We start from the raw sequence: 25,150 nt of genomic DNA on the forward strand, positions 1-25,150 counted from the left end.
CCGATCACTCAAGTGGGGGACGGCACCGGCGGGTTCAGGGTACTGACCGGGGGTCAGCCCGCGAGGTTGTCGGCCAGTTCCTCGGTGAGGTTGGCCTCCGTGCCCGGGATGCCCAGGTCGGCGGCGCGCTTGTCGGCCATGGCCAGCAGGCGGCGGATGCGGCCCGCGACGGCGTCCTTGGTCAGCGGCGGGTCGGCGAGGGCGCCCAGCTCCTCAAGGGACGCCTGCTTGTGCTCCATGCGCAGTCGCCCGGCGGCGGCGAGGTGCTCGGGGACGTCGTCACCGAGGATCTCCAGGGCGCGGGCCACCCGGGCACCGGCGGCCACCGCCGCGCGGGCGGAGCGGCGCAGGTTGGCGTCGTCGAAGTTGGCCAGCCGGTTGGCGGTGGCGCGCACCTCGCGGCGCATCCGGCGCTCCTCCCACGCCAGCACCGACTCATGGGCGCCGAGCCGGGTGAGCAGCGCGCCGATCGCGTCGCCGTCACGGACGACCACGCGGTCCACGCCGCGCACCTCGCGCGCCTTCGCGGCGATGGAGAGTCTGCGGGCCGCGCCGACCAGGGCGAGCGCGGCCTCCGGACCGGGGCAGGTCACCTCAAGGGAGGAGGACCGGCCGGGCTCGGTGAGCGAGCCGTGCGCCAGGAACGCGCCGCGCCAGGCGGCCTCGGCGTCGCAGGTGGCGCCGGAGACGACCTGCGGGGGCAGCCCGCGGATCGGACGGCCCCGCCCGTCGACCAGACCGGTCTGCCGGGCGAGCTGGTCACCGCCCGCGACCACCCGGACGACGTAGCGGGAGCCGCGGCGCAGTCCGCCGGGCGCCATCACGATCAGCTCGGAGCTGTGGCCGAAGATCTCCAGGATGTCCCGCTTGAGGCGGCGGGCCGCCATCGCGGTGTCCAGCTCCGCCTCGATCACGATGCGCCCGCTCACCAGATGGAGGCCGCCCGCGAACCGCAGGATGGCGGAGACCTCCGCCTTCCGACAGCAGGTCCGGGTGACGGGGAGCCGGGAGATCTCATCCTTCACCGCTGCCGTCATCGCCATGGGCCGATCCTTCCATGCATCCGAAAAATACGGTCGTACGCGGCGGCCAGCAGCTCCGGGTCGTGCCGCGGAGTTCCGTCCGTCCGGGCCACCGGAGCCAGCTCGACCGCGGCCCCGAAACGCTTGGCGGCGTCCGTCAGCGAATCGCGGTCGGGCACGGTGGCCTCGTCGGCCAGCACCACGTCCAGGGCGAGTTTAGGGGCGTGTCGTCCCAAAACCTCCAAATGACGCTGCGGGGAGAAGCCCTCGGTTTCTCCGGGCTGCGGGGCGAGGTTCAGCGAGAGTACCCGGCGGGCCTTGGTCTCCATGAGGGCGTCCACCAGTTCGGGCACGAGCAGGTGCGGGATCACCGAGGAGAACCAGGAACCGGGGCCGAGGACCACCCAGTCCGCGTCCAGGACCGCCGCCACGGCCTCGGGGACGGCGGGCGGGTCGTGCGGCACCAGGTGCACCGACTGCACCTCGCCGGTGGTCAGGGCGACGGTCGCCTGGCCGCGGACCGTGTCGGTGTCGTCCGGGCGCGCCGGGTCGTGGCCCTTCACCAGCGCCTGGAGCTCCAGCGGCACCGCCGACATGGGCAGCACCCGCCCGTGCGCGCCGAGCAGCTTGCCGACCAGGTCGAGCGCCTGCACGTGGTCGCCGAGCTGCTCCCACAGGGCGACGATCAGCAGGTTGCCGACGGCGTGGCCGTGCATCTCGCCGTGCGACTGGAAGCGGTGCTGGATGACCCGGGCCCAGGTCTGGCCCCAGTCGTCGTCGCCGCAGAGCGCGGCCAGCGCCTTGCGCAGGTCGCCGGGCGGCAGCACGCCCAGCTCGTCGCGGAGCCGCCCGCTGGAGCCGCCGTCGTCCGCTACGGTGACGACGGCGGTGAGGTCGCCGGTGATCCGGCGCAGCGCGGCGAGCGAGGCGGACAGGCCCATGCCGCCGCCGAGGGCGACGACCTTGGGCTGGGCACCCCGGCGGCGCGGTCGGCCACCGCGCCCCTCGGCGGGCTTGGCCCCGCGGCCTTCGGCGGGCTTGGCCCCCCGCCCCTCGGCCGACGGCCTGCCGCCGCGTCCCTCGGGGGTGGCCCGGCGCAGCCTGCTCAGCCGCAACGTACGTCCGGTCATTCGCGTCCCATGTCCCGGTGCACGACCACCGTCTCCACGCCCTCGGCTCCCAGGCGCGCGGCGAGCTTCTCCGACATGGCGACCGAGCGGTGCTTGCCGCCGGTGCAGCCGACCGCGATGGTCACGTAGCGCTTGCCCTCGCGGCGGTAGCCGGTGGCGATGAGCTGGAGCAGCTCGGCGTAGCGGTCGAGGAACTCCTTGGCGCCGGGCTGGTTGAAGACGTAGCCCGAGACCTCCTCGTTGAGGCCGGTGAACGGGCGCAGCTCCGGCACCCAGTGCGGGTTGGGCAGGAAGCGGCAGTCGACGACGAGGTCGGCGTCGACGGGCAGGCCGTACTTGTACCCGAACGACATCACCGTGGCCCGCAGCTCGGGCTCCTCCTCGCCCGCGAACTGGGCGTCCATCTTGGCGCGCAGCTCGTGCACGTTGAGGCTGGAGGTGTCGATCACCAGGTCGGCGTCGCCGCGCAGCTCGCGCAGCAGTTCGCGCTCGGCGGCGATCCCGTCGACGATGCGGCCGTCGCCCTGGAGGGGGTGCGGGCGGCGCACCGACTCGAAGCGGCGCACCAGGGCGTCGTCGGAGGACTCCAGGAAGACGATGCGCCGGGTGACGTTCTTCGCCTCCAGGTCGGCGAGGGACTGCCGGAGGTTGTCGAAGAAGCGGCGGCCCCGTACGTCGACGACGACCGCGATGCGCGCCACGTTGCCCTGGGAGCGGGCGCCCAGCTCCACCATGGTGGGGATCAGGGCGGGCGGGAGGTTGTCGACCACGAACCAGCCGAGGTCCTCCAGGCACTTCGCGGCGGTGGACCGGCCCGCGCCGGACATCCCGGAGATGATCACCAGCTCGGGGATGGCGGCGTCGGGCAGGCCAGCGGCGGCGGTGGCGGGGGCCGTCTGCTCCGTGCCCTGCGGTGCCTGCTGGTCCGTGCCCTGCGGTGTCGCTTGGACTGGGGTCTGTTCGGTGGCGGGTTCTGTCGTCTGTTCCGTCGTCTGTTCCGTCGGGCGTTCTGTCGTCTGTTCGGACTCGTGCTCGGTCATGTCTCCTGCCCCCGTCGCTCGTCCGGGGACCCCGCGGTCACGGGGTCCCCCGGGGCTCCCGCCGTCGTCTCGGGCGCCCCGTCGTCCCTGTCCTCGTCGTCTTCCATGATCTCTCCCGTGGCCGTGTTCACGGCCGGTGCCGCCGGGGCCGACTGGGCGAGGGCCACGGCGATCGTCTCGGCCGTCTTACGACCGATACCCGGAACCTCACAGATCTGGTCAATTGTCGCGGATCGCAGCCTCTTCACCGAACCGAAGTGCTTGATCAACGCCTGTTTGCGTGTCTCACCGAGCCCCGCCACGTCATCCAGCGGGCTGGAGCGGAAGCGCTTGGCCCGCTTGGTGCGCTGGTAGCTGATGGCGAACCGGTGCGCCTCGTCACGGACGCGTTGCAGCAGGTAGAGGCCCTCGCTGCTGCGCGGCAGGACCACCGGGTCCTCCTCGTCGGGCAGCCAGACCTCCTCCAGCCGCTTGGCGAGACCGCAGACGGCGATGTCGTCGATGCCCAGTTCGTCCAGCGCCCGTCTGGCGGCGGCGACCTGCGGTTTGCCGCCGTCGACGACGACGAGCTGCGGCGGGTAGGCGAACCGCTTCGGTCGGCCGTCGTCCTCGGTGAGGGCGGGGACGGCCGGGACCTCGCCGCTGGCGTCCGCGAGGCCGGGGTCGCCGTCGGCCCACTCCCCCGTGCGCTCCTTCTCCGCGAGGTAGCGCCGGAAGCGGCGGGTGATCACCTCGTGCATGGACCGCACGTCGTCCTGCCCGGCGAAGCCCTTGATCTGGAAGCGCCGGTACTCACCCTTGCGCTGGAGCCCGTCCTCGAAGACGACCATGGACGCCACCACGTCGTCGCCCTGGAGGTGCGAGATGTCGTAGCACTCGATCCGCAGCGGCGCGCTGTCCAGGTCGAGCGCCTCGGCGATCTCCTCCAGCGCGCGTGAGCGGGTCGTGAGATCCGAGGCGCGCTTGGTCTTGTGCAGGGCGAGCGCCTGCTGGGCGTTGCGCTGCACGGTCTCCATCAGCGCCTTCTTGTCGCCGCGCTGCGGGATGCGCAGGGAGACGTTCGACCCGCGGCGGTCGGTGAGCCACTGCTGGACCGGCTCCACCGGGTCGGGCAGCGCCGGAACGAGCACCTCGCGGGGGACGGCGTCGCCGGTCTCCTCGCCGTAGAGCTGCTGGAGGGCGTGTTCGACGAGGGCGCCGGTGGTGATCTCCTCGACCTTGTCGGTGACCCAGCCGCGCTGGCCGCGCACGCGTCCGCCGCGGACGTGGAAGATCTGGACGGCGGCCTCCAGCTCGTCCTCGGCGACGGCGATCAGGTCGGCGTCGGTCGCGTCGGCGAGCACGACCGCGTTCTTCTCCATGGCCTTCTTCAGGGCGCCTATGTCGTCGCGGAGCCGGGCCGCGCGCTCGTACTCCATCTCCTCCGCCGCCTCGGTCATCTGCTTCTCCAGGCGGCGCAGATAGGTGCCGGTGCGGCCCGCCATGAAGTCGCAGAACTCCTCGGCCAGGTCCTGGTGGTCCTCGGCGGAGATCCGGCCGACGCAGGGCGCGGAGCACTTGCCGATGTAGCCGAGGAGGCAGGGGCGGCCGGTGCGCGCGGCGTTCTTGAAGACGCCGGTCGAGCAGGTGCGTACCGGGAAGACGCGCAGCAGCAGGTCGACGGTGTCGCGGATCGCCCACGCGTGCGCGTACGGCCCGAAGTAGCGCACGCCCTTCTTCTTGTGGCCGCGCATCACCTGCACGCGCGGGAACTCCTCGTTCATCGTCACCGCGAGGTACGGGTAGCTCTTGTCGTCGCGGTACTTGACGTTGAACCGGGGGTCGAACTCCTTGATCCAGGAGTACTCCAGCTGGAGCGCCTCGACCTCCGTGGACACCACCGTCCACTCCACGGAGGCGGCCGTGGTGACCATGGAGCGGGTGCGCGGGTGGAGGCCAGCCAGGTCCTGGAAGTAGTTCGCCAGGCGCTGGCGCAGGCTCTTCGCCTTTCCGACGTAGATCACCCGGCGGTGCTCGTCGCGGAACTTGTACACCCCGGGGGAGTCCGGGATCTGTCCCGGCCGGGGGCGGTAGCTGGAGGGGTCGGCCATGTCTCACACCCTACTGGCGAGGGGTGACAGTCCGGTCTGCCTGTGGATAACCCCCGCCATACCGCTGTTACCGACGGTAAGCGCGGTGCCGGGGGAAGACGGACGCGTTCGCCGGGTCTCGGCCAGGAGTACGGCGCTGTTGGGCATCAGGTGTTGTCCGCACTTGGTCAACACGCTTCAATGCGGAGGAACTCGGGACCGGAGCGACGTCGTACGGCTGCGGACGCGCGCGCCCTGCCATGCGCGCGGACCGCGCGCGTGCGGCGGACCGCCGCCGAAGCGTGGTCCCGGCACCCGCGTGAACGGTCTGACCAGCCGTTGTGAACCAGCAGAGAAAGGCCCCTGCCATGCCGCACGCCACGGAGACCGCGGACCTCGCCACCGCGGAACTGGACACGGCCCTGCGCGGCGGCCCGTTCCACGTCGCCCTGCGCGCCGCGATAGCCGCCCGCGGACTGCCCCTCCAACGCGTGCAGCACCATCTCTCACGCCACGGAGTCAAGGTCGGTGTCACCAGCCTGAGTTACTGGCAGCAGGGCGCCCGCCGCCCGCAGCGCCCCGAGTCCCTGCGGGCCGTGCGCGCGCTGGAGGAGATCCTCCAGTTGCCGGACGAGTCGCTGATCCGGCTGCTCGCCGACGGCGACGAGCGCCCCGCCGGACGGCAACCGGCCGCCCGCACCTACCGCTCCCTCGTCGCCGCCTCCGGCGTCCTCGCGGAGCTGCTGGCCGACCTCGACTGCCCGCCCGACGCCGGGCTGCACATGCTCGGGCACCACGAGCGGGTGCGCATCGGCGCCCGCCGCGAACTGCTGGGCCGCGAGGCGCACCACATCGTGCGCGCCCACCGCGACGGCGTCGACCGCTTCGTGGCCGTCCACCACGGCGACCCCGGCTGCGCGCCGGAGCACATGACGGTGCGCGCCCTGGACAACTGCCGTACGGGGCGGGTGCGCCGGGACGACGAGACCGGGGTGCTCGTCGCCGAGCTGCTCTTCGACATCCGGCTGCGGGCCGGGGAGACCTTCCTCTTCCGCTACGGCGTCGAGGACGGCACGGCCGGTGTCTCGCGCGAGTACGTCCGCGGCTTCGGCCCGGCGGGCGGGCAGTACGCGCTCCAGGTGCGGTTCGACGAGAACGCCCTGCCGGTGCGCTGCCACCGGTTCACGCAGCACTCCGCCGCCGCGCCGCGCAGTGGCCGCCGGGAGCTGACCCTGAGCGGCAGGCACCACTCGGTGCACCTGGTCGAGCCCCGGGTGCGGTCGGGGATCATCGGCATCGGCTGGGACTGGGAGTGACCGCGGGGGTGGCGCCGACCCGCCGGTCCGCTCAGGCGACCGGCCCCGCGACGATCTTGCCGCCCTCGGCCCTGACCGGGAGTTCCTGGAGCGGCCGGGTGGCCGGGGGCACCACCGCCTCGCCGGTCAGCACGTCGAACTCGCTGCCGTGACAGGGGCAGATCAGCCGCGTCCCCTCCAGCTTGTTGGCGGCGCACTGCTGGTGCGTGCAGATCGTGCTGTACGCCTTGAGCGCGCCGTCCTCGCTCCGGCCCACGACCACGTTGTGCTCGGCGTACAGCTTGGCGCCCCCCTCGGCGACCTCCGCCTCCGCGCCCAGCTCGACCGGCGCGGTCGGCAGCGCCCGCTTGGCCCGGTCCGACCCAGGTGAGCACGCGGCGGCCCCCAGCCCCGCCACGGGCGTGAGCGCCGCCCCTCGCAGGACGGTACGACGGCTGGGGGTGGGGCGGGCGGACATGGGGTGCTCCTGTTCAGGTGGGTGCGAGGCGACGATAGCCGGGCGGCTCGGGCGGGGGGTGGGCGGGGCGGCGCCTGAGGTTTCCCGGCTGACGTAAACGCTTACGTAAGCGTTTACGTGCGGGTGCGTTTGGGATACGGTCCCGCCCAGACGCGTACGACGGCTGCCTGGTGCGTCCGGCGGCTGAGGAAGGGGGCCCGCGTTGGCGACCATGGCCGACGTCGCCCGGAGCGCCGGGGTCTCCGTGGCGACGGTCTCGCACGTGCTCAACGGGACCCGTCCGGTGCTCCCGCACACCCGCCAGGCCGTCCTGGACGCCATCGACGAGCTGGGCTACACCCCGAACACCCTCGCCCGCTCCCTGGTGACCTCCCGCACCCGCTCCATCGGCCTCGCGGTGTCGGCCATCAGCAACCCCTACTTCACGGAGATCCTCCAGGGCGTCGAGGCCAGCGCCCTGGAACGCGGCTACGGCCTGCTCATCGCCGATCCGCACGACGACCCCCGGCACGAGCGCAAGGCCGTCCAGCTGCTGCACGAGCGGCGCGTGGACGGCATGATCGTCGCGCCCTCCGCCGACCCCAGCGACCTCCTCGCCTACCTCGGCCGCCACGACGTTCCGGCCGTCTTCCTGGACCGGCTGGTGGACGCCAGCGCCGACCGCGCGCCCCGCTACGACCAGGTCTGCGCCGAGAACGCCGCACCGACGGCCGGTCTCGTCACCCATCTCGCCGGGCTCGGTCACCGCCGTATCGCCCTGGTGGCCGGGCTGCCCGGCCTCAGCACCACCGGTGAACGGATCTCCGGCTACCGGAGCGGCCTCGCCGCCGCCGGGCTCCCGCACGACGAGCGGCTGGTGGCGCACGGGGACTCCGAGGCGGCGGGCGCCGAGCGGGCCACCGCGGCCCTGTTGGCCCTCGCCGACCCGCCCACCGCCCTCGTCACCGCCAACAACGCGATGACCATCGGCGCGCTGCGCGCCCTGCGCGACCGCGGCCTGTCCGTGCCCGGCGACATCGCCCTGTGCTGCTTCGACGACTTCGCCTGGGCGGACCTCTTCACACCCCGGCTGACCGCCGTCGCCCAGCCCAGCAGGGCGCTCGGCGCCGAGGCGGTACGGCTCCTCCTGGACCGCCTCGCCACGCCGGACCGGCCCACCCGGACGGTCCGGCTGCCCTGCGCCTTCGTCCACCGCACCTCCTGCGGCTGCCCCGGCGACGGCGCGCAGCCCTCTTCCTCGCAGCCCGCTCCCCCACAGCCCCCTCCCTCGCAGCCCGATCCCTCGCAGCCCCCTCCCTCGCAGCCCGCTCCCTCGCAGCCCTCTCCTCCGCAGCTCCGGAAAGGAACCGCCTCATGATCGTCGTCGCCGGTGAGGCCCTGATCGACCTGGTACCGCAGGGCACGGGCGCCCTGGCGAGCCTGCGACCGGCGCTCGGCGGTGGCCCGTACAACACCGCCGTCGCGCTGGGCAGGCTCGGCTCCCCCACCGCCTTCTGCTCCCGCACCTCGCGCGACGCGTTCGGTGAGGCCCTGCTCGACGGGCTGCGCACGGCGGGCGTCGACGTGTCGGCCGTACAGCGCGGCCCGGAGCCCACCACCCTGGCCGTCGCGACCCTGGACGGCGACGGCTCGGCCGCCTACTCCTTCTACGTCGACGGCACCGCCGACCGCCTCTTCGCGGCCCCCGACCGGCTGCCCGAGGGCACCCGCGCGGTGTCCTTCGGCACCTGCTCGCTCGTCCTGGAACCGGGCGCGAGCGCCTACGAGGAGCTGATGCGCGCCGCGTCCGCGCGGGGCGTCTTCACCGCCCTGGACCCCAACATCCGGCCCGGTCTGATCCCGGACGCGGACGCCTACCGGGCCCGCTTCAGGAACTGGCTGCCGTCGGTATCGCTGCTGAAGCTCTCCGAGGAGGACGCCCGCTGGCTCGGCGGCACCCCGCGCGAGTGGCTCGCCGCCGGTCCCTCGGCCGTCGTGGTCACGCGGGGCGGCGACGGGCTCACCGCCTTCACCCGGGACGGCGGTGAGCACTCCGTGCCGGGCGAGAAGGTCGCGGTCGTGGACACCATCGGCGCGGGCGACACCGTGAACGCCGCCCTGCTGCACGGCCTGGCCACCTGGGACGCCCTGTCGCCTGAGGCGCTGGCCGACCTCTCCCCCGGCCACTGGACCCGCCTGCTGGGCTTCGCGGCCCGCGCGGCGGCGGTCACCTGCTCCCGCGCGGGCGCGGAACCGCCGTACGCCGCCGAGGTGGGCGGCGTGTAGGAAGGGGCGGCGTGTAGGTGGTGGGCGGCGCGTGTAGGTGGTGGGCGGCGGTGGTACGCCGACGGCGCCCCACGGGGGTTCCCACGGGGCGCCGCTCGTCGCCGCTGTGCCGGGTCGGCCGGGTCGTCGCGTCCGGGGTCAGGACTTGCGGGCGCGTGCCGCCGTCTTCTTGGCGGGCGCGGCCTTCTTCGCCGCCGTGCGGCGGGGTGCCTTCACGGGCTCGGCGTCGCTGATGCGGTCGCCGAGGATCTCGCGCAGGAACTTGCCGGTGTGGCTCGCCGGGACCCCGGCGACCTGCTCCGGTGTGCCCTCGGCGACGACCATGCCGCCGCCCGCGCCGCCCTCCGGGCCCATGTCGATGACCCAGTCGGCCGTCTTGATCACGTCGAGGTTGTGCTCGATGACGATGACCGTGTTGCCCTTGTCGACCAGCCCGGAGAGGACCTTCAGCAGCTTGCTGATGTCCTCGAAGTGCAGACCGGTGGTCGGCTCGTCCAGGACGTAGACCGTGCGGCCGGTGGAGCGCTTCTGCAGTTCGCTGGCGAGCTTGACGCGCTGCGCCTCACCACCGGAGAGGGTGGTCGCGGCCTGCCCGAGCCGGACGTAGCCGAGGCCGACGTCCTTGAGGGTGTTGAGGTGGCGGGCGATCGCGGGGACCGCCTCGAAGAACTCCGTCGCCTCCTCGATCGGCATGTTCAGGACCTCGGCGATGGACTTGCCCTTGTAGTGGACCTCCAGGGTCTCCCGGTTGTACCGGGCGCCGTGGCAGACCTCGCACGGGACGTAGACGTCCGGGAGGAAGTTCATCTCGATCTTGATCGTGCCGTCGCCCGCGCAGTTCTCGCAGCGACCGCCCTTGACGTTGAACGAGAACCGGCCGGGCATGTAGCCGCGGACCTTGGCCTCGGTGGTCTCGGCGAACAGCTTGCGGATGTGGTCGAAGACGCCGGTGTACGTCGCCGGGTTGGAGCGCGGGGTGCGGCCGATGGGCGACTGGTCGACGTGCACCACCTTGTCGACCTGGTCGTCGCCCTCCACGCGCGTGTGCCGCCCCGGCACGTTGCGGGCGCCGTTCAGCTCGCGGGCGAGGTGCGTGTAGAGGATGTCGTTGACCAGCGTGGACTTGCCGGATCCGGAGACTCCGGTGACCGCGGTGAACACGCCCAGCGGGAAGGACACGTCGATGTCCCGCAGGTTGTTCTCGCGGGCGCCGTGCACGGTGAGGTGCCGGGACGGGTCCTGCGGGCGGCGGACGTCCGGCAGCGGGATGGACTTCCTGCCGGACAGGTACTGACCGGTCTGCGACTCGGTGTTGGCGAGCAGCTCCTTCAGGGAGCCGCTGTGCACGACCTTGCCGCCGTGCTCGCCCGCGCCGGGGCCGATGTCGACGATCCAGTCCGCGACCTTGATGGTGTCCTCGTCGTGCTCGACGACGATGAGCGTGTTGCCCATGTCGCGCAGCCGGACGAGGGTCTCGATCAGCCGGTGGTTGTCACGCTGGTGCAGCCCGATGGACGGCTCGTCGAGGACGTACAGGACGCCGACGAGGCCGGAGCCGATCTGGGTGGCGAGCCGGATGCGCTGGGCCTCACCGCCGGAGAGGGTGCCCGCCGCGCGGTTCAGCGAGAGGTAGTCCAGGCCGACGTCGACGAGGAACCGCAGCCGTTCGTTGACCTCCTTCAGCACCCGCTCGGCGATCTTCTTGTCCCGGGCGGTGAGCTTCAGCTCGCCCAGGAAGTCGGCGCAGTCGCTGATGGACATCGCGGAGACCTCCGCGATCGACTTCCCCATGACCGTGACCGCGAGGACGATCGGCTTCAGCCGGGTGCCCTCACAGGTGGGGCAGGGCACCTCGCGCATATAGCCCTCGAAGCGCTCCCGGCTGGCGTCGGACTCGGCCTCGCTGTGCCGCCGCTTCACGAACGGGACGGCGCCCTCGAAGGGCGTGGTGTAGACGCGCTCCCTGCCGTACCGGTTGCGGTAGCGGACCTCGATCTGGGTCTTGTGGCCGTGCAGCAGGGCCTTCTTGGCGCGCTGCGGCAGCCCGGCGAACGGGATGTCCGTGCGGAAGCCGAGGGCGTCCGCGAGGGCGCCGATCAGCCGTCCGAAGTAGTCCTTGGTGTGCCCGTGGGACCAGGGGTGGATGGCGCCCTCGTCGAGGGACTTGTCCGGGTCCGGAACGATCAGCTCGGGGTCGACCTCCATGCGGGTGCCGATGCCGGTGCACTCGGGGCAGGCGCCGAAGGGCGAGTTGAAGGAGAAGGAGCGCGGCTCCAGCTCCTCGAAGGACAGGTCGTCGTAGGCGCAGTACAGGTGCTCCGAGTACATGCGCTCACGCTCGGGATCGTCCTCGGGGAGGTCGACGAAGTCGAGCACGACCATGCCGCCGGAGAGGCCGAGGGCGGTCTCCACGGAGTCGGTGAGGCGGCGCTTGGCGGAGTCCTTCACCGTGAGGCGGTCGACGACCACCTCGATGGTGTGCTTCTCCTGCTTCTTCAGCGTGGGCGGGTCGGAGAGCTGGACCGTCTCGCCGTCCACGCGCGCGCGGGAGTAGCCCTTGGTCTGGAGGTCGGCGAAGAGGTCGACGAACTCGCCCTTGCGCTCGCGGACCAGCGGCGACAGCACCTGGAAGCGGCTGCCCTCGGGCAGCTCCAGGACCTTGTCGACGATGGCCTGCGGCGACTGGCGGGAGATCGGACGGCCGCACTCCGGGCAGTGCGGCTTGCCGATGCGGGCGAAGAGCAGCCGCAGGTAGTCGTAGACCTCGGTGATGGTGCCGACCGTCGAGCGCGGGTTGCGCGAGGTCGACTTCTGGTCGATGGAGACCGCCGGGGACAGGCCCTCGATGAAGTCGACGTCCGGCTTGTCCATCTGGCCGAGGAACTGGCGGGCGTACGAGGAGAGCGACTCCACGTAGCGCCGCTGGCCCTCGGCGAAGATCGTGTCGAAGGCCAGGGAGGACTTGCCCGACCCGGACAGGCCCGTGAAGACGATGAGCGAGTCGCGAGGCAGGTCGAGCGAGACGTTCTTGAGATTGTGCTCGCGCGCGCCACGGACGATGAGACGGTCGGCCACGCCGGTCCGCACCTTTCTTGAGAGAAGTGACAGGGGCGGGGCCCCCGTCTTCCTCAGACTAGGGGGAGCCACTGACAACGCCGGTCGGATTCCCCGGGTTGCACAACAATCCCCGGCCTTCCACCATGCCCGACGCCACGCACGACCTTATAGCACGTGCATTCGATTTACGGCCGGAGTCCACCACCTTCACCCGAAGGTGTGGCGGGGCTAGTGTCAGCACCATGATTGATCACGCTCGTGACCTGGCATCTGTACATGACGCGACCGAACGGCTGCTCAGCGCAGCCGCCAAGCTGGACGACACCGCTGTGACGCAACCGTCACGCCTGCCCGGCTGGACCAGGGGCCACGTCCTCGCCCACCTCGCCCGCAACGCCGACGCCCTGGTGAACGTCCTGGAGGGGCGCCCCATGTACGCCTCCGCCGAGGCCCGGGACGCCGACATCGCGCGGGACGCCCCCCGCCCCCTCGACGTCCAGCTCACCGACGTGCGCGAGACCTGGGCCCGCTTCCAGCGGGTGGCGGCCGAGCCCGCGGACTGGTCCCGCACGGTCGCGCTGCGCAACGGCGTCACCGACTCCGCGGCCCGGCTGCCGTTCCGCCGCTGGGTGGAGGTGGAACTGCACCACGTGGACCTCGGCATCGGCTACGAGCTGGAGGACGTCCCGGCGGAGTTCGCGGAGCGGGAGACCGCCTTCCTCGCCGAGCGCTTCACCGGCCACCCCGACGTCCCCGCGACCCGCCTGACGGACGGCACGCACGCGTGGACGACGGGCCGTACGGCCGAGACCCCCGAGGTGACCGTCACCGGCGCGCTCCCGGACCTCCTGGGCTGGCTGTCGGGCCGCCGCGACGGCTCCTCCCTCGCGACGACGGGCGGCGCCCTCCCTGTACTGCCTCCGCTGTAGGGGCTCCTGGCCCCGGCGGAGCGCATAGGCTTTCGGTATGACGTACAGCGGAGCGGTGAAGGTCGGCGGCCCGGCCGATGTGCACGAGCTGCGGGACCTGATGATCACGAAGATCGCGGTCGGCCCGATGGACAACAACGCCTATCTGCTGCGCTGCCGGGCCACGGACGAGCAGTTGCTGATCGACGCGGCGAACGACGCCGACGTCCTGCTGGGCATGATCGGTGACGACGGCATCGCGTCCGTCGTCACCACCCACCAGCACGGCGACCACTGGCAGGCGCTCGCCGCGGTGGTCGCCGCCACCGGCGCCCGCACCTACGCGGGCCGCGCCGACGCCGAGGGCATCCCCGTACCGACGGACGTCCTCGTGGACGACGGCGACACCCTCCGCGTGGGCCACGTGGAGCTGACCGCGCGCCATCTGGTCGGCCACACGCCGGGCTCCATCGCCCTCGTCTACGACGACCCGCACGGGCATCCCCATGTGTTCACCGGGGACTGCCTCTTCCCCGGAGGTGTGGGCAACACACGTAAGGATCCTCAGGCGTTCGCCCGTCTGATCCATGACGTGGAGACCAAGATCTTCGACGCGCTCCCGGACGAGACCTGGGTCTACCCCGGCCACGGCAACGACACCACGCTGGGCGCCGAGCGGCCCCACCTGCCGGAGTGGCACGCGCGCGGGTGGTGACGCCCGGCGGTGGCGGTGGGAGGCGTGGGTCGACAGACGCGCGCCCCGTGTGAAACGTGTGCACGCGCCGGTGCTTCCCGCGCACTCCCGGCGCGCGCCCGTACGCGGTCCACTGGAGGCAGCCCCGCGCGGGATGACGGCTCCCGCGTGGCACGGGCCGCCGGTCCCTTGATTCCCCGCCCTCGACCGGCGGCCCGGCATCCACCGCGCCGCCCTACGCCCGCGCGCTCGCCGCCCCCACCAGCGCCGCGACCCGCTCCACCCCGAACACGTACCCCTGCACCCCGCACCCCGCGATCACCCCGTCCGCGCGCAGCGACACGTAGGAGTGGTGCCGGAACGACTCCCGCTGGTGGATGTTGGAGATGTGCACCTCCACCACCGGCATCCCGTCACAGGTGTTGAGGGCGTCCAGGATCGCGACGGAGGTGTGCGAGTACGCCCCGGGGTTGATGACGATCCCGCAGTGGCGCAGCCGCGCCTCGTGGATCCAGTCGACCAGCTCGCCCTCGTGGTTGGACTGCCGGAGGTCCACCGTGCCGCCGTGCGCCGCCGCGGCCTTGGCGCACATCGCCTCGACGTCGGCGAGCGTGTCGGAGCCGTAGATCTCGGGCTGGCGCTGACCGAGGAGGTTCAGGTTGGGCCCGTTGAGGATCATGATCGGGGCGTTGGCGAGGGTGCGGGGCACGGTTCCTCCGGTCCGTCGGCTGGGGCGGTCCGCGGGACCGCTGCTGGCCCCGGTTTATCACGGTGCGCCGCCCCGGCCGCCCCTCGTATCCTCGGCCAGTGATCACCCCCAGCTATCCCCCGAAGCCCGTGCCCGGCGACCGTATAGCCGTGATCTCGCCCTCCGGGGGCCTGCCCGGCGTCCTCCCGCTCCCCTACGAGCTGGGGCTCAGGCGGCTGCGTGAGGACTACGGCCTGGAACCGGTCGAGTACCCGACGACGCGGACGATGGGCGCGACGCCCCAGGCGCGGGCCGACGACATCCACGCCGCCTTCGCGGACCCGGAGGTGAAGGCGGTGATCGCCTCGATCGGCGGCTCCGACCAGATCACCGTGCTGCCGCTGCTGGACCGGGAGGTGCTGCGCGCCCACCCGAAGCCGTTCTTCGGCATGAGCGACAACACCAACCTGCTGCTGTACCTGCGCAACGCCGGGATCGTCGGCTACCACGGCGCGTCCGTGATGGCGGAGCTGGGCCGCCCCGGCGCCATGCACCCGCAGACCGCCGACTCGCTGCGGGCTGCGCTGTTCACCTCCGGCGCCTATGAGCTGCGGCCCGCCGAGCGGTGGCGCGACACCGCCCGGGACTGGGCGGACCCCGCCACCTTCGAGGCGGAGCCGGAGACCCGGCCCGGCACCGGCTGGACCTGGCTCAACGCCGACCAGGTGGTCGAGGGCCGTAGCTGGGGCGGCTGCCTGGAGATCATCGCCTGGCTGCTGATGGCCGACCGGGAGATCTCCCACGACCTGTCCGACTACGACGGCCAGGTGCTGTTCCTGGAGACCTCGGAGGAGATGCCGAGCGGTGAGGAGGTCTTCCACACCCTGCGGAACATGGGCGAGCGCGGCCTGCTCCAGCGCTTCTCCGCGCTGCTGATGGGCCGCCCCAAGACCTGGGACTTCCTCCGGCCCCACACCCCCGAGGAGGCCGCGCGTTACGCCGCCGCGCAGCGTACGGCCGTACAGCGCGCGCTCGACGCGTACGCCCCCGGTCTGCTGACCGTCTTCGACGTGGACCTCGGCCACACCGACCCCCAGCTCGTGATCCCCTACGGCGGCACGGTCCGCGTCGACGGTCCGGCCCGGCGCATCACCGTCACGTACTGACACGCGCCGCACCACCGCGCGCCCCCGTAACCACTGGTCACTCTGGGTAGTTGACGCGGTATGCACGATGTACAGACCGTGAGGTCACCCGGGATGCCACGCATCGCCGCCGCCGCGCTGGCCGGAACGGCCATCGAGTTCTACGACTTCTTCGTCTACGGGACCGCGGCGGCGCTGGTGCTGGGACCGCTGTTCTTCCCGACCTTCTCCCCGCTGGCGGGGACGCTCGCGGCCTTCGGGACGTTCGGGGTGGGGTTCTTCGCGCGGCCCCTGGGCTCGGTGCTGTTCGGGCACATCGGGGACCGGCACGGGCGGCGGCCGGTCCTGGTGATCTCACTGCTGCTGACCGGCGCCTCGACGGTCGCGGTCGGCTGTGTGCCGACGTACGGCAGCATCGGGGTGGCCGCTCCGGTGCTGCTGCTCGTGCTGCGTTTCCTGCAGGGGCTGGGGCTCGGGGGTGAGTGGGGCGGGGCCGTGCTGCTGACGGCGGAGCACGCGCCCGCCGGGCGGCGCGGACTGTGGTCCAGCTTTCCGCAGGTCGGGCCCGCCGTGGGCTTCCTGCTCGCCAACGGGGTGATGCTGGCGCTGTCGGCGACCCTGACCGAGGCGCAGTTCACGCAGTGGGGATGGCGGGTGCCGTTCTGGGTGTCGGGGGTGCTGGCCGTGCTCGGGCTGTGGCTGCGTTCCTCGCTTACGGAGAGCCCCCGCTTCCTGGAGCTGGACGACCACGCGCGCGTGCCGCTCGTCGAGGTCGTCCGCGACCACTGGCGGCTGGTCCTGCTGACCGCCGGTGCCCTCTCGGTCGGCTACGCGGTCTTCTACGCCGTGACCACCTGGTCCCTCGCCTACGCCACGGAACGGCTCGGGGTGGGCCGTACCGTCATGCTGTCCTGCGTCATGGCCGCGGTGGTGGTGAAGGGCGCGCTCACCCCGGTGGTGGCGGTGCTCGGGGACCGCTACGGGCGGCGGCCCCTGTGTCTGATCGGGTGCACGGCGACGGCCCTGTGGATGTTCCCGATGGTGGCGCTGCTGTCGACGGGGGCGCCGCTGCTGATGTTCACCGGCTTCCTGGGCGCGATGCTCGCCTTCATCACCATGTTCGCGGTGATCGCCGCGTATCTGCCGGAGCTGTACCAGCCGCGGGTGCGCTGCACGGGCGCCGCGGTCGGCTACAACCTCGGCGGGGTGTTCGGCGGCGCGCTCACCCCGATCGTGGCGACGGCGCTCGCGGACCAGGGCGGCCGGGTGCCGTGGGGGGTGGCCGCCTATCTGACCGGGGTCGCGCTGGTCAGCCTGGCCTGTTTCGCGCTGCTGCCCGACACCCGTCCGGCGCGGGTGCCCACGCCGGGCGATCCGGAGCCGGACCCCGAGCCCGGCAGGGCCACGACGGCGACGACGGGCTGAGCGGGGCGGTCCGCCCGCGCGGGGCGGGCCCCGGCGGCTACGGGTTGATCGCGAGTTCCAGATAGGCCGCGAAGATCACCAGGTGGACCCCGCCCTGGAGCGGTGTGGCCCGGCCCGGCACCACCGTCAGGGACGCCACCACCACGGTCAGCGCGAGCAGCACCATGTGGGTCGCGCCGAGGCCGAGCAGGAGCGGGCCGTCGAGCCAGATGGAGGCGAGCGCGACCGCGGGGATGGTCAGGCCGATGCTGGCCATCGCGGAACCGAGCGCCAGGTTGAGGCTGGTCTGCACCCGGTCGCGGCGGGCCGACCGCAGCGCCGCGATGGTCTCCGGGAGCAGCACCATCATCGCGATGATCACGCCGACGACGGCGTGGTGCAGCCCGGCCGCCGCCACCCCGGACTCGATGGTCGACGACACCCCCTTGGCGAGGCCGACCACCCCGACCAGCGCCAGCCCCAGCAGCCCCAGGCTGATCAGCGCGGTGCGCGCGGAGGGCGCGTCGGCGTGGTCGTCGGCGCTGATCACCTGGCCCTCCCGGGTGAGCGGCAGGAAGTAGTCCCGGTGCCGTACGGTCTGGGTCGCCACGAACAGGCCGTAGAGGATCAGTGAGGAGAGCGCGGCGAAGGTGAGCTGCACCCCGGAGAACTCCGGGCCCGGCGCGCTGGTGGTGAAGGTCGGCAGGACCAGGCTCAGCGTCGCCAGGGTGGCCACGGTGGCGAGGGCGGCGCCGGTGCCCTCGGCGTTGAAGACGGCCGTGCCGTGGCGCAGGGAGCCCACCAGGAGGCTCAGGCCGACGACTCCGTTGCAGGTGATCATCACCGCGGCGAAGACCGTGTCCCTGGCCAGCGTCGAGGTCTTGTCGCCGCCGTCGGCCATGAGGGTGACGATCAGGGCGACCTCGATGACCGTGACCGCGACGGCCAGCACCAGCGAGCCGAACGGCTCGCCGACCCGGTGTGCGACGACCTCGGCGTGGTGCACCGCGGCCAGGACGGCCCCGGCGAGCACCACGGTCGCCACGGCCACCACCCCGCCCGGCAGATCACGCCCCCAGGTGAGGACCAGCAGGACGACGGCCAGCACCGGTACGGCGGACGTCCACCGGCGCGTGAGCGACCTCAGCCGATCGATCATGCCGCGATCCTCGCAAGGTCGGCCGTGCCCCGCACATCGGCGGCGCGGGGCACGCCGCGCCCGCTCGCGCTCCGGGCGGCTACTTCAGTTCTCGGGCGTCCAGCAGGTCGCAGTTGGTGTAGCGGGGCGGGCGGCTGCACAGGGCGCCGAGCTGCTCCGCCAGCTTGTTGGTCTCGGGGGACTCGCTGTTGCGCATGGCCTCCTCGTACGACTCGAACTCGATCAGCGCGAGGTAGCGGCCCGGGTTGTCCCGGTCCTTCAGGAGGATGCGGTGGGTGGGGCCGCCCTCCCTGCCCGCCGATCGCTGCCTGGCCTCTTCCAGCAACCGCTCGATCTCGTCCAGCCGCTCGGTCTCGAAGTCGACGATCTGGGTGAACTTCATGGTGCCTCCGCCGGTCGTGCGCCCCCGGAGGGGAGGTGCGCTCAGCTCCAAGCAAGCACCGGGAGCGGTGCCCGGCAATTCGCCGCGCACCGCTCCCGTGGCCCGTTGTCACTACGCCGGGCACGGTCAGCCCTTCAGGCTGTTCTGCGGAGTGTCCTCGGACTCCTTGCCCGCCACCTCGGCCGCTTCCTGCCGCCGGGTGGCCATCAGGCTGGTGATCGTGGTGACGATGAGGACGGTGCAGATGACGCCGAGCGAGACCGGGATGCTGATCTCCGGGACGTGGACCCCCGACTCGTGCAGGGCGTGCAGCACCAGCTTCACACCGATGAAGCCGAGGATGATCGACAGGCCGTAGCTGAGGTGGACCAGCTTGCGCAGCAGACCGCCGATGAGGAAGTAGAGCTGCCGCAGACCCATCAGCGCGAAGGCGTTGGCCGTGAAGACGATGTACGGGTCCTGGGTGAGGCCGAAGATCGCGGGGATCGAGTCGAGCGCGAACAGGACGTCCGTGGTGCCGATCGCCAGCATCACGACCAGCATCGGGGTCATGACGCGCTTGCCGTTCTCCCGGATCCAGAGCTGGGTGCCGTGGTAGCGGTCGGCCACACCGAAGCGGCGCTCGGCGGCCTTGAGCAGCTTGTTCTCCTCGTACTCCTCGTCGTCCTCGTCGGCGCGGGCCTCCTGGATGAGCTTCCAGGCCGTCCAGATCAGGAAGGCGCCGAAGAGGTAGAAGACCCAGGAGAAGCTGGCGATGATCGCGGCACCGGCGGCGATGAAGACCGCGCGCAGCACCAGGGCTATGAGCACGCCGATGAGCAGGACGCGCTGCTGGTACTGCGAGGGCACCGCGAACTTCGCCATGATCAGGACGAAGACGAAGAGGTTGTCGACGCTCAGCGACTTCTCGGTGATGTAGCCCGCGAAGAACTCCCCGGCGGGCTGGCCGCCGCTGAAGACCAGCAGGCCGAGCCCGAAGAGCGCGGCCAGCACGATCCAGACGACGGTCCAGATCCCGGCTTCCTTGATCGAGACGTCATGGGGCTTGCGCCCGATGAAGAAGTCGACGGCGATGAGGGCGCTCAGGCCCACGATGGTCAGGACCCACAGGGTCAGGGAAACATCCACTGCGCCTCCGGCAGTACGTGTCTGCAAACAGTCAGTCAGCGTCATCGCTGCCGGAGGTCTCTTCCACCCCGGGCGTCCGGCGCGCTCACGCGCCCCGGGTACCCACGGGCCGACGCCCCGGGACCTGTGCAGGTCCGTATTGACGGGAACGCCGCAGTTGGCAGGGAGTACTCCCCTCCGTGCCAACTACGGTAACCCGATTCCCAAGGAAAGGTAAAGTACTTGGCAAAAGAAAGGCCAAAGTCGCTGGTCGGGGGGCTTTACTTACGCTTTATAGTGCCAGGTGGGGCGGGTCAGCGGTTCCAGGACCGGCGGGCCGCCGCCACCTGGGTGAGCACCTGCTGGAGCACCTGGCTGCCGGACGGGACGCGCGGCGGCTCGTACGTCCAGGCGTGCCCGACCCACGGGTCCGCCAGGTGGTCGTCCGGCACCGGGGTGAGTCGCAGCAGCGAACGCCACAACGGGTCCAGGAGCGGGCCGTACCCGGCGGCGTCCTCCCGGTCGGCGACCATCATCAGGTGGACGCCGACGTCCGGCCCCTCGTCCGCGAGGTAGCGCAACTGCGTCACCGCGCGGTCGTCGAAGCCGTGCGGGAAGTCGTTGACCACGAGGAGCTGCTGGGCGGTGTCCAGGTCCGGGGGGAGGGAGTCGGCGGCGCCGCCGCGCAGCGCCATCTGCACCAGGTCAACCCGCTGCGTCAGCCGGGTGAGGACGTCCGTGACCCCCGCCGCGCCGAGCGCGGGCGGGGTGGCGAGCACCCCGGTCTGCACCAGCGGTGCCAGCGCCTGCGCGCCCGAACCCGCAGGGTCGATGACGTGCACGGTGAACTCGCCCGCCGGGTGGATCGCCAGCAGCCGGGCGGTGTGCGCCACCGCGGTCTCCATGGCGAGGCGCCGCAGGTCGTGGGAGTCGGTGAAGGAGCCGTCGAGCGACGCCGCGCGCCCGCTGTCGATCCACAGGCCCCGCTCCAGCGGCAGCCGGACCAGCATCGGGATGCGCAGTTGGGCGCACTCGGGGAGGTGGAGGTCGCCCACGCGCACGGCCATGGGTATCTCCATCGGGACCCGGTAGGCGTGCCACACGGGGTTGTCCCAGCCCGCGAACATCGGCGGCAGCGCGGGTTCGACCACGCCCGCCTCGGCGGTGAGCTGGGCGAGGTCACGGTCGAGGGCCTGCCGGGCCTGGTCGACGAGCTGGGTGTGCCGGGCGCGCGCCGACGCCCGTGCCGCGTCGGCCTGGCCGCCGATCCGGCTGCGCGGGTCGGACAGGACCTGCTCCAGCTCCTTCTCCATCCGGGAGTCGGCGAAGTCGACGGCGCTGCGGTATGCGGCGGTGGTGCGGGCGAGATCCTCGAACATGCCCCACACCTGGTTGTAGAGCCGCTCGTCCATGGACCAGCCGGTCGCGTCGCCCGCGACGGGCTGCCTGGGCTGTCCGGGAGGGGCCGGGGGCGCGGCGGGCGGGGGCGGCGGGGGCGCGGAGGTCTGACGCCCGGGGTGGGTGTAGTTGACGGGGCCGCCGGTGGGCTGCCCGGCGGGCTGGGCCGGGGTGGCGGCGGGGGGCGTGGGGTCGGCCGGGGCGGTGCCGCCGTTCGGCGGGTAGCCCGGGTGGTGCCCGGTGCCGCCCTGCGGGCTCTGCGGGCCGTACGGCGAGCCGGTCTGGTCGGGGCCGTAGGGCGACGGCGCCGACGACTGCCGGGCGCGGTCGCCGTCCGCCGTGCGGGGCGGGGGTGCCGCCACCGAGCGGGCCATGCCCTGGCCCACCGCTTCGAGGATGGCGCCCGCGAGCTGGTGGGAGTGGAGCAGGCCCTGGTCGGCGAGGAGTTCCGCGAGGCCACCGGCGTAGCCCTGGCCGACGGCGCGCACCTTCCAGGCGCCCTGCCGCCGGTACAGCTCCAGCGCGACGACGGCGGACTCGGCGTCCAGACCGGTGAGGGTGAAGCTGGCGATCTCGGTGCCGTCGAGGCCGGTGACCGCCACGAAGGGGGCGGCGACGGCGCCGAAGCGGACCGGGCCGCCGCCCTGCCCGACGGGCAGGGCGAGCAGCACGTGCACGCGGTGCACGGCGTCCGGCATGGCGTCCAGGTCCACCGCGAGGCGGTGGTCGGCGGCGGCCTGCCGGGACACCTCCAGACCGGCCAGCGTCGGTGTGCCCGGGTGGGCCACCCACTCCGCGCCGTGCACCTTGCCCTGCTCGTCGCCGAGCGTCGCGGCGGCCACGATCGGCGTACCGGCCGAGACCCGGATCTCTAGACGGGTCTGGGAGAGCGGGTGGTTCTGTCCCCGCGCCAGCTCGGCCGTCATCGCCTTCGTCCCCCTGGATCGCTGTGTCGCTCGTCGCTCGTCGCTGTCGGGTGCCTGGTCCGCTCAGAGGTGCGGCAGGATGGCGGGCATCAGGTCCTGGAAGGTGCGGCCGTTGGCCGGGGTGCCGAGGGCGGTCATCGTCCAGCCCGGGCCGTTGCGGTGCACCTTGGCCATGATCTGGGCCGTGTAGGCGCCGCCACCGGCGAGGGTGTAGCGGGCCAGCTCCTGGCCGTTGGTCTCGTCGACCAGACGGCAGAAGGCGTTCTGCACCTCCTGGAACGTCTGCCCCGTGAAGGAGTTCACGGTGAAGATGATCTGGTCGATGTGGACCGGGACGCGCTGGAGGTCGACGAGGATCGACTCGTCGTCGCCGCCCTGACCGGCACCGCCGACCAGGTTGTCACCGGTGTGGCGGACGGAGCCGTCGTCGCTCACCAGGTGGCGGAAGAAGACGACGTCGACCGGCTGCTTGTCGGCGAACAGCACGGCGGAGGCGTCGAGGTCGATCTCCCGGGTGCGCGAGCCGAACAGGCCGCGCCGGGGGGCCGCCTGCCAGCCGAGACCCATGCGCACCGCGGTCAGAGTGCCGCCGTCGTTCTTCTGAAGACTGATGGCCTGACCCTTGGTCATGTTGACGGTCACGCGCTGATTCCCCTCTCGGACATCCCCTGTTGACCGCGAGAACCGCGGTTGCGCAGAACACTACGCAGGAGCACTGACAGTGCCGTACCCCGGTCCGGACTTTGTGTCGGTCTTGCAACACTGCGCAGCCCCGCCGAGGTCACAGGGGCCGTTTCGGGGAGCACCGGCCCCACGGGTGGACCGGTGCCCGCGCGGGTCCGTCAGGCCAGGCCCGCCTCCCGCATCTGCCGCAGTTCCTTCTTCATCTCGGAGACCTCGTCCCGCAGCCGGGCCGCGATCTCGAACTGGAGGTCCGCTGCGGCGGCCCGCATCCGCTCGGTCAGCTCCTCGATCTGCTCGGCGAGTTCGGCCGCGGGCCGGTCGGTGGGCACCGTCTCCTTGGCCTTGCCCTTGGCGCCCTTCCCGGCCTTGGCCGCCTTGCCGCCCAGCGAGGGCACCGGGGCCTTGGTCCCGCCGCCGTCCTTCTTGGCGCGGTAGCCGCTGCCGAGCAGTTCCGCGGTGTCGACGTCCTCGCGGGCGATCTGCGCGACGATGTCGTTGATCTTCTTGCGCAGCGGCTGCGGGTCGATGCCGTTGGCCGTGTTGTACGCGATCTGCTTCTCCCGGCGGCGGTTGGTCTCGTCGATGGCCCGCTCCATCGCCGGGGTGATCTTGTCGGCGTACATATGGACCTGGCCGGAGACGTTGCGCGCCGCGCGGCCGATGGTCTGGATCAGGGAGGTCCCCGAGCGCAGGAAGCCCTCCTTGTCGGCGTCGAGGATGGCGACCAGGGACACCTCGGGCAGGTCGAGGCCCTCGCGGAGCAGGTTGATGCCGACCAGGACGTCGTACTCGCCGGCGCGCAGTTCGCGCAGCAGCTCCACGCGGCGCAGGGTGTCGACGTCGCTGTGCAGGTAGCGGACCTGGATGCCCAGCTCCAGGAAGTAGTCGGTGAGGTCCTCGGCCATCTTCTTGGTGAGCGTGGTGACCAGGACGCGCTCGTCCTTCTCGACGCGCTGCCGGATCTCGTGCACCAGGTCGTCGATCTGGCCCTCGGTCGGCTTGACGACGACCTCGGGGTCGACCAGGCCGGTGGGGCGGATGATCTGCTCGACCACGCCGTCCCCGCGGGACAGCTCGTAGGCGCCCGGGGTGGCCGACAGGTAGACGGTCTGGCCGATGCGCTCCTGGAACTCCTCCCACTTCAGCGGCCGGTTGTCCAGCGCGGACGGCAGCCGGAAGCCGTGGTCGACGAGGGTGCGCTTGCGGGAGGCGTCGCCCTCGTACATGGCGCCGATCTGCGGCACGGTGACGTGGGACTCGTCGATGACGAGGAGGAAGTCGTCCGGGAAGTAGTCCAGCAGGGTGTTGGGCGGGGAGCCGGGCGCGCGGCCGTCGAAGTGCATCGAGTAGTTCTCGACGCCGGAGCAGGTGCCGATCTGGCGGAGCATCTCGATGTCGTACGTGGTGCGCATCCGCAGCCGCTGGGCCTCAAGGAGCTTGCCCTGCTTCTCCAGCTCCGCGAGCCGCTCGGCCAGCTCCTTCTCGATGTCGTTGACGGCCCGCTCCATGCGCTCGGGACCGGCGACGTAGTGCGAGGCGGGGAAGACGTACAGGTGCTGGTCGTCGCTGATGATCTCGCCGGTGAGCGGGTGCAGGGTGGACAGCGCCTCGATCTCGTCACCGAACATCTCGATGCGGACGGCCAGCTCCTCGTAGACCGGGAAGATCTCGATGGTGTCGCCGCGGACCCGGAAGGTGCCGCGGGTGAACGCCATGTCGTTGCGCGTGTACTGGATGTCCACGAAGCGGCGCAGCAGCTCGTCGCGGTCGATCTCGTCGCCGACGCGCAGCGGGACCATGCGGTCCACGTACTCCTGCGGGGTGCCGAGGCCGTAGATGCAGGAGACGGAGGCGACCACGACGACGTCGCGCCGGGTGAGCAGGGAGTTGGTCGCGGAGTGGCGCAGCCGCTCGACCTCCTCGTTGATCGAGGAGTCCTTCTCGATGTAGGTGTCCGACTGGGGGACGTACGCCTCGGGCTGGTAGTAGTCGTAGTACGAGACGAAGTACTCGACGGCGTTGTTCGGCAGCAGCTCGCGGAACTCGTTCGCGAGCTGGGCGGCCAGGGTCTTGTTCGGCGCCATCACCAGGGTGGGGCGCTGGAGCTTCTCGATCATCCACGCGGTGGTGGCGGACTTGCCGGTGCCGGTGGCGCCGAGCAGGACGACGTCCTTCTCGCCGCCTTCGATGCGCCGCGCGAGGTCGGCGATGGCCGTCGGCTGGTCGCCGCTCGGCTGGTAGGGACTGACGACCTCGAAGGGCGCCACCGTGCGTTCGATGTGGGAAACGGGCCGCATGT

The 25,150-nt window shown here is 72.0% G+C and carries 20 protein-coding genes; 7 read left to right on the forward strand and 13 right to left on the reverse strand.

Annotated elements, in window-relative coordinates; genetic code table 11:
* Positions 1 to 53: 53 nt before the first annotated feature.
* From whiA to uvrC, 4 genes are read right to left on the reverse strand one after another with little or no spacing between them, the layout of a single operon-like run.
* Complete coding sequence (whiA, locus tag ACFQZ6_RS08435) at positions 54 to 1,043, reverse strand: DNA-binding protein WhiA (protein WP_218513052.1); 990 nt, start codon at positions 1,041 to 1,043, stop codon at positions 54 to 56.
* The gene (locus tag ACFQZ6_RS08440; RefSeq protein ID WP_381606235.1) at positions 1,034 to 2,152 is read right to left on the reverse strand and encodes a gluconeogenesis factor YvcK family protein; all 1,119 of its coding nucleotides are present in this window, start codon (positions 2,150 to 2,152) and stop codon (positions 1,034 to 1,036) included. The genes whiA and ACFQZ6_RS08440 overlap by 10 nt, the downstream gene beginning before the upstream one ends.
* Positions 2,149 to 3,192 (reverse strand): RNase adapter RapZ, encoded by a 1,044-nt coding sequence (gene rapZ / locus ACFQZ6_RS08445; protein ID WP_381606237.1) that lies wholly within the window; start codon positions 3,190 to 3,192, stop codon positions 2,149 to 2,151. Before rapZ ends, ACFQZ6_RS08440 begins: the two co-directional genes overlap by 4 nt.
* Positions 3,189 to 5,282 (reverse strand): excinuclease ABC subunit UvrC, encoded by a 2,094-nt coding sequence (gene uvrC / locus ACFQZ6_RS08450; protein WP_381606239.1) that lies wholly within the window; start codon positions 5,280 to 5,282, stop codon positions 3,189 to 3,191. Before uvrC ends, rapZ begins: the two co-directional genes overlap by 4 nt.
* A 347-nt stretch (positions 5,283 to 5,629) precedes the next feature.
* On the opposite strand from uvrC, the gene ACFQZ6_RS08455 reads away from it, so the two are divergent.
* Positions 5,630 to 6,577 carry a hypothetical protein gene (locus ACFQZ6_RS08455; RefSeq protein WP_381606241.1) on the forward strand — a complete coding sequence of 316 codons (948 nt, stop codon included), beginning with the start codon at positions 5,630 to 5,632 and terminating at the stop codon, positions 6,575 to 6,577.
* A gap of 31 nt (positions 6,578 to 6,608) precedes the next feature.
* Here ACFQZ6_RS08455 and ACFQZ6_RS08460 read toward each other — a convergent pair whose 3' ends face one another.
* Positions 6,609 to 7,034: a Rieske (2Fe-2S) protein gene (locus ACFQZ6_RS08460; RefSeq protein ID WP_381606243.1), complete on the reverse strand. Its 426-nt coding sequence runs from the start codon at positions 7,032 to 7,034 to the stop codon at positions 6,609 to 6,611.
* 202 nt (positions 7,035 to 7,236) lie between these two features.
* On the opposite strand from ACFQZ6_RS08460, the gene ACFQZ6_RS08465 reads away from it, so the two are divergent.
* Positions 7,237 to 8,391 (forward strand): LacI family DNA-binding transcriptional regulator, encoded by a 1,155-nt coding sequence (locus ACFQZ6_RS08465; RefSeq protein WP_381606245.1) that lies wholly within the window; start codon positions 7,237 to 7,239, stop codon positions 8,389 to 8,391.
* Positions 8,388 to 9,299, forward strand: a complete 912-nt coding sequence (locus ACFQZ6_RS08470) for a carbohydrate kinase family protein (RefSeq protein ID WP_381606246.1) — start codon at positions 8,388 to 8,390, stop codon at positions 9,297 to 9,299. Before ACFQZ6_RS08465 ends, ACFQZ6_RS08470 begins: the two co-directional genes overlap by 4 nt.
* Positions 9,300 to 9,437: 138 nt before the next feature.
* Here the strand turns inward: ACFQZ6_RS08470 and uvrA are convergent, their stop codons facing one another.
* Positions 9,438 to 12,374, reverse strand: coding sequence for an excinuclease ABC subunit UvrA (gene uvrA / locus ACFQZ6_RS08475; RefSeq protein WP_381606248.1), 2,937 nt, complete (start codon positions 12,372 to 12,374; stop codon positions 9,438 to 9,440).
* 224 nt (positions 12,375 to 12,598) lie between these two features.
* Here uvrA and ACFQZ6_RS08480 point away from each other — a divergent pair, with 224 nt between their 5' ends.
* Both ACFQZ6_RS08480 and ACFQZ6_RS08485 read left to right on the forward strand, forming a co-directional pair.
* The gene (locus ACFQZ6_RS08480; RefSeq protein WP_381606250.1) at positions 12,599 to 13,285 is read left to right on the forward strand and encodes a maleylpyruvate isomerase family mycothiol-dependent enzyme; all 687 of its coding nucleotides are present in this window, start codon (positions 12,599 to 12,601) and stop codon (positions 13,283 to 13,285) included.
* Between the two features lie 37 nt (positions 13,286 to 13,322).
* On the forward strand, positions 13,323 to 13,979 hold the full coding sequence (locus ACFQZ6_RS08485; protein ID WP_381606252.1) for an MBL fold metallo-hydrolase: 657 nt from the start codon (positions 13,323 to 13,325) through the stop codon (positions 13,977 to 13,979).
* Between the two features lie 214 nt (positions 13,980 to 14,193).
* On the opposite strand, the gene aroQ is transcribed toward ACFQZ6_RS08485, so the two are convergent.
* Entirely contained in the window at positions 14,194 to 14,667 is a 474-nt protein-coding gene (gene aroQ / locus ACFQZ6_RS08490) for a type II 3-dehydroquinate dehydratase (protein WP_381606254.1), read from the reverse strand.
* Between the two features lie 98 nt (positions 14,668 to 14,765).
* Between aroQ and ACFQZ6_RS08495 the strand changes: the two genes are divergently transcribed.
* Both ACFQZ6_RS08495 and ACFQZ6_RS08500 read left to right on the forward strand, forming a co-directional pair.
* Positions 14,766 to 15,812 carry a S66 family peptidase gene (locus tag ACFQZ6_RS08495; protein WP_381606256.1) on the forward strand — a complete coding sequence of 349 codons (1,047 nt, stop codon included), beginning with the start codon at positions 14,766 to 14,768 and terminating at the stop codon, positions 15,810 to 15,812.
* A 93-nt stretch (positions 15,813 to 15,905) separates the two neighbouring features.
* On the forward strand, positions 15,906 to 17,216 hold the full coding sequence (locus tag ACFQZ6_RS08500) for an MFS transporter (RefSeq protein WP_381606258.1): 1,311 nt from the start codon (positions 15,906 to 15,908) through the stop codon (positions 17,214 to 17,216).
* A 37-nt stretch (positions 17,217 to 17,253) separates the two neighbouring features.
* On the opposite strand, the gene ACFQZ6_RS08505 is transcribed toward ACFQZ6_RS08500, so the two are convergent.
* From ACFQZ6_RS08505 to uvrB, 6 genes are all read right to left on the reverse strand, one after another.
* Entirely contained in the window at positions 17,254 to 18,354 is a 1,101-nt protein-coding gene (locus ACFQZ6_RS08505; protein WP_381606260.1) for a calcium:proton antiporter, read from the reverse strand.
* 79 nt (positions 18,355 to 18,433) lie between these two features.
* Entirely contained in the window at positions 18,434 to 18,736 is a 303-nt protein-coding gene (locus tag ACFQZ6_RS08510; RefSeq protein WP_381606262.1) for a hypothetical protein, read from the reverse strand.
* A gap of 126 nt (positions 18,737 to 18,862) precedes the next feature.
* A complete protein-coding gene (locus tag ACFQZ6_RS08515) occupies positions 18,863 to 19,864 on the reverse strand; it encodes a TerC family protein (RefSeq protein WP_381606265.1) in 1,002 nt (333 codons plus the stop codon).
* Between the two features lie 293 nt (positions 19,865 to 20,157).
* Complete coding sequence (locus tag ACFQZ6_RS08520) at positions 20,158 to 22,167, reverse strand: TerD family protein (protein ID WP_381606267.1); 2,010 nt, start codon at positions 22,165 to 22,167, stop codon at positions 20,158 to 20,160.
* Positions 22,168 to 22,230: 63 nt separating this feature from the next.
* Positions 22,231 to 22,809 carry a TerD family protein gene (locus tag ACFQZ6_RS08525; RefSeq protein ID WP_381606269.1) on the reverse strand — a complete coding sequence of 193 codons (579 nt, stop codon included), beginning with the start codon at positions 22,807 to 22,809 and terminating at the stop codon, positions 22,231 to 22,233.
* 200 nt (positions 22,810 to 23,009) lie between these two features.
* Positions 23,010 to 25,148, reverse strand: coding sequence for an excinuclease ABC subunit UvrB (gene uvrB / locus ACFQZ6_RS08530; RefSeq protein WP_381606271.1), 2,139 nt, complete (start codon positions 25,146 to 25,148; stop codon positions 23,010 to 23,012).
* Between the last annotated feature and the right edge of the window lie 2 nt (positions 25,149 to 25,150).

Origin of the sequence: Streptomyces flavalbus (assembly GCF_042674625.1) — a bacterium.
Classification (GTDB): domain Bacteria; phylum Actinomycetota; class Actinomycetes; order Streptomycetales; family Streptomycetaceae; genus Streptomyces; species Streptomyces flavalbus.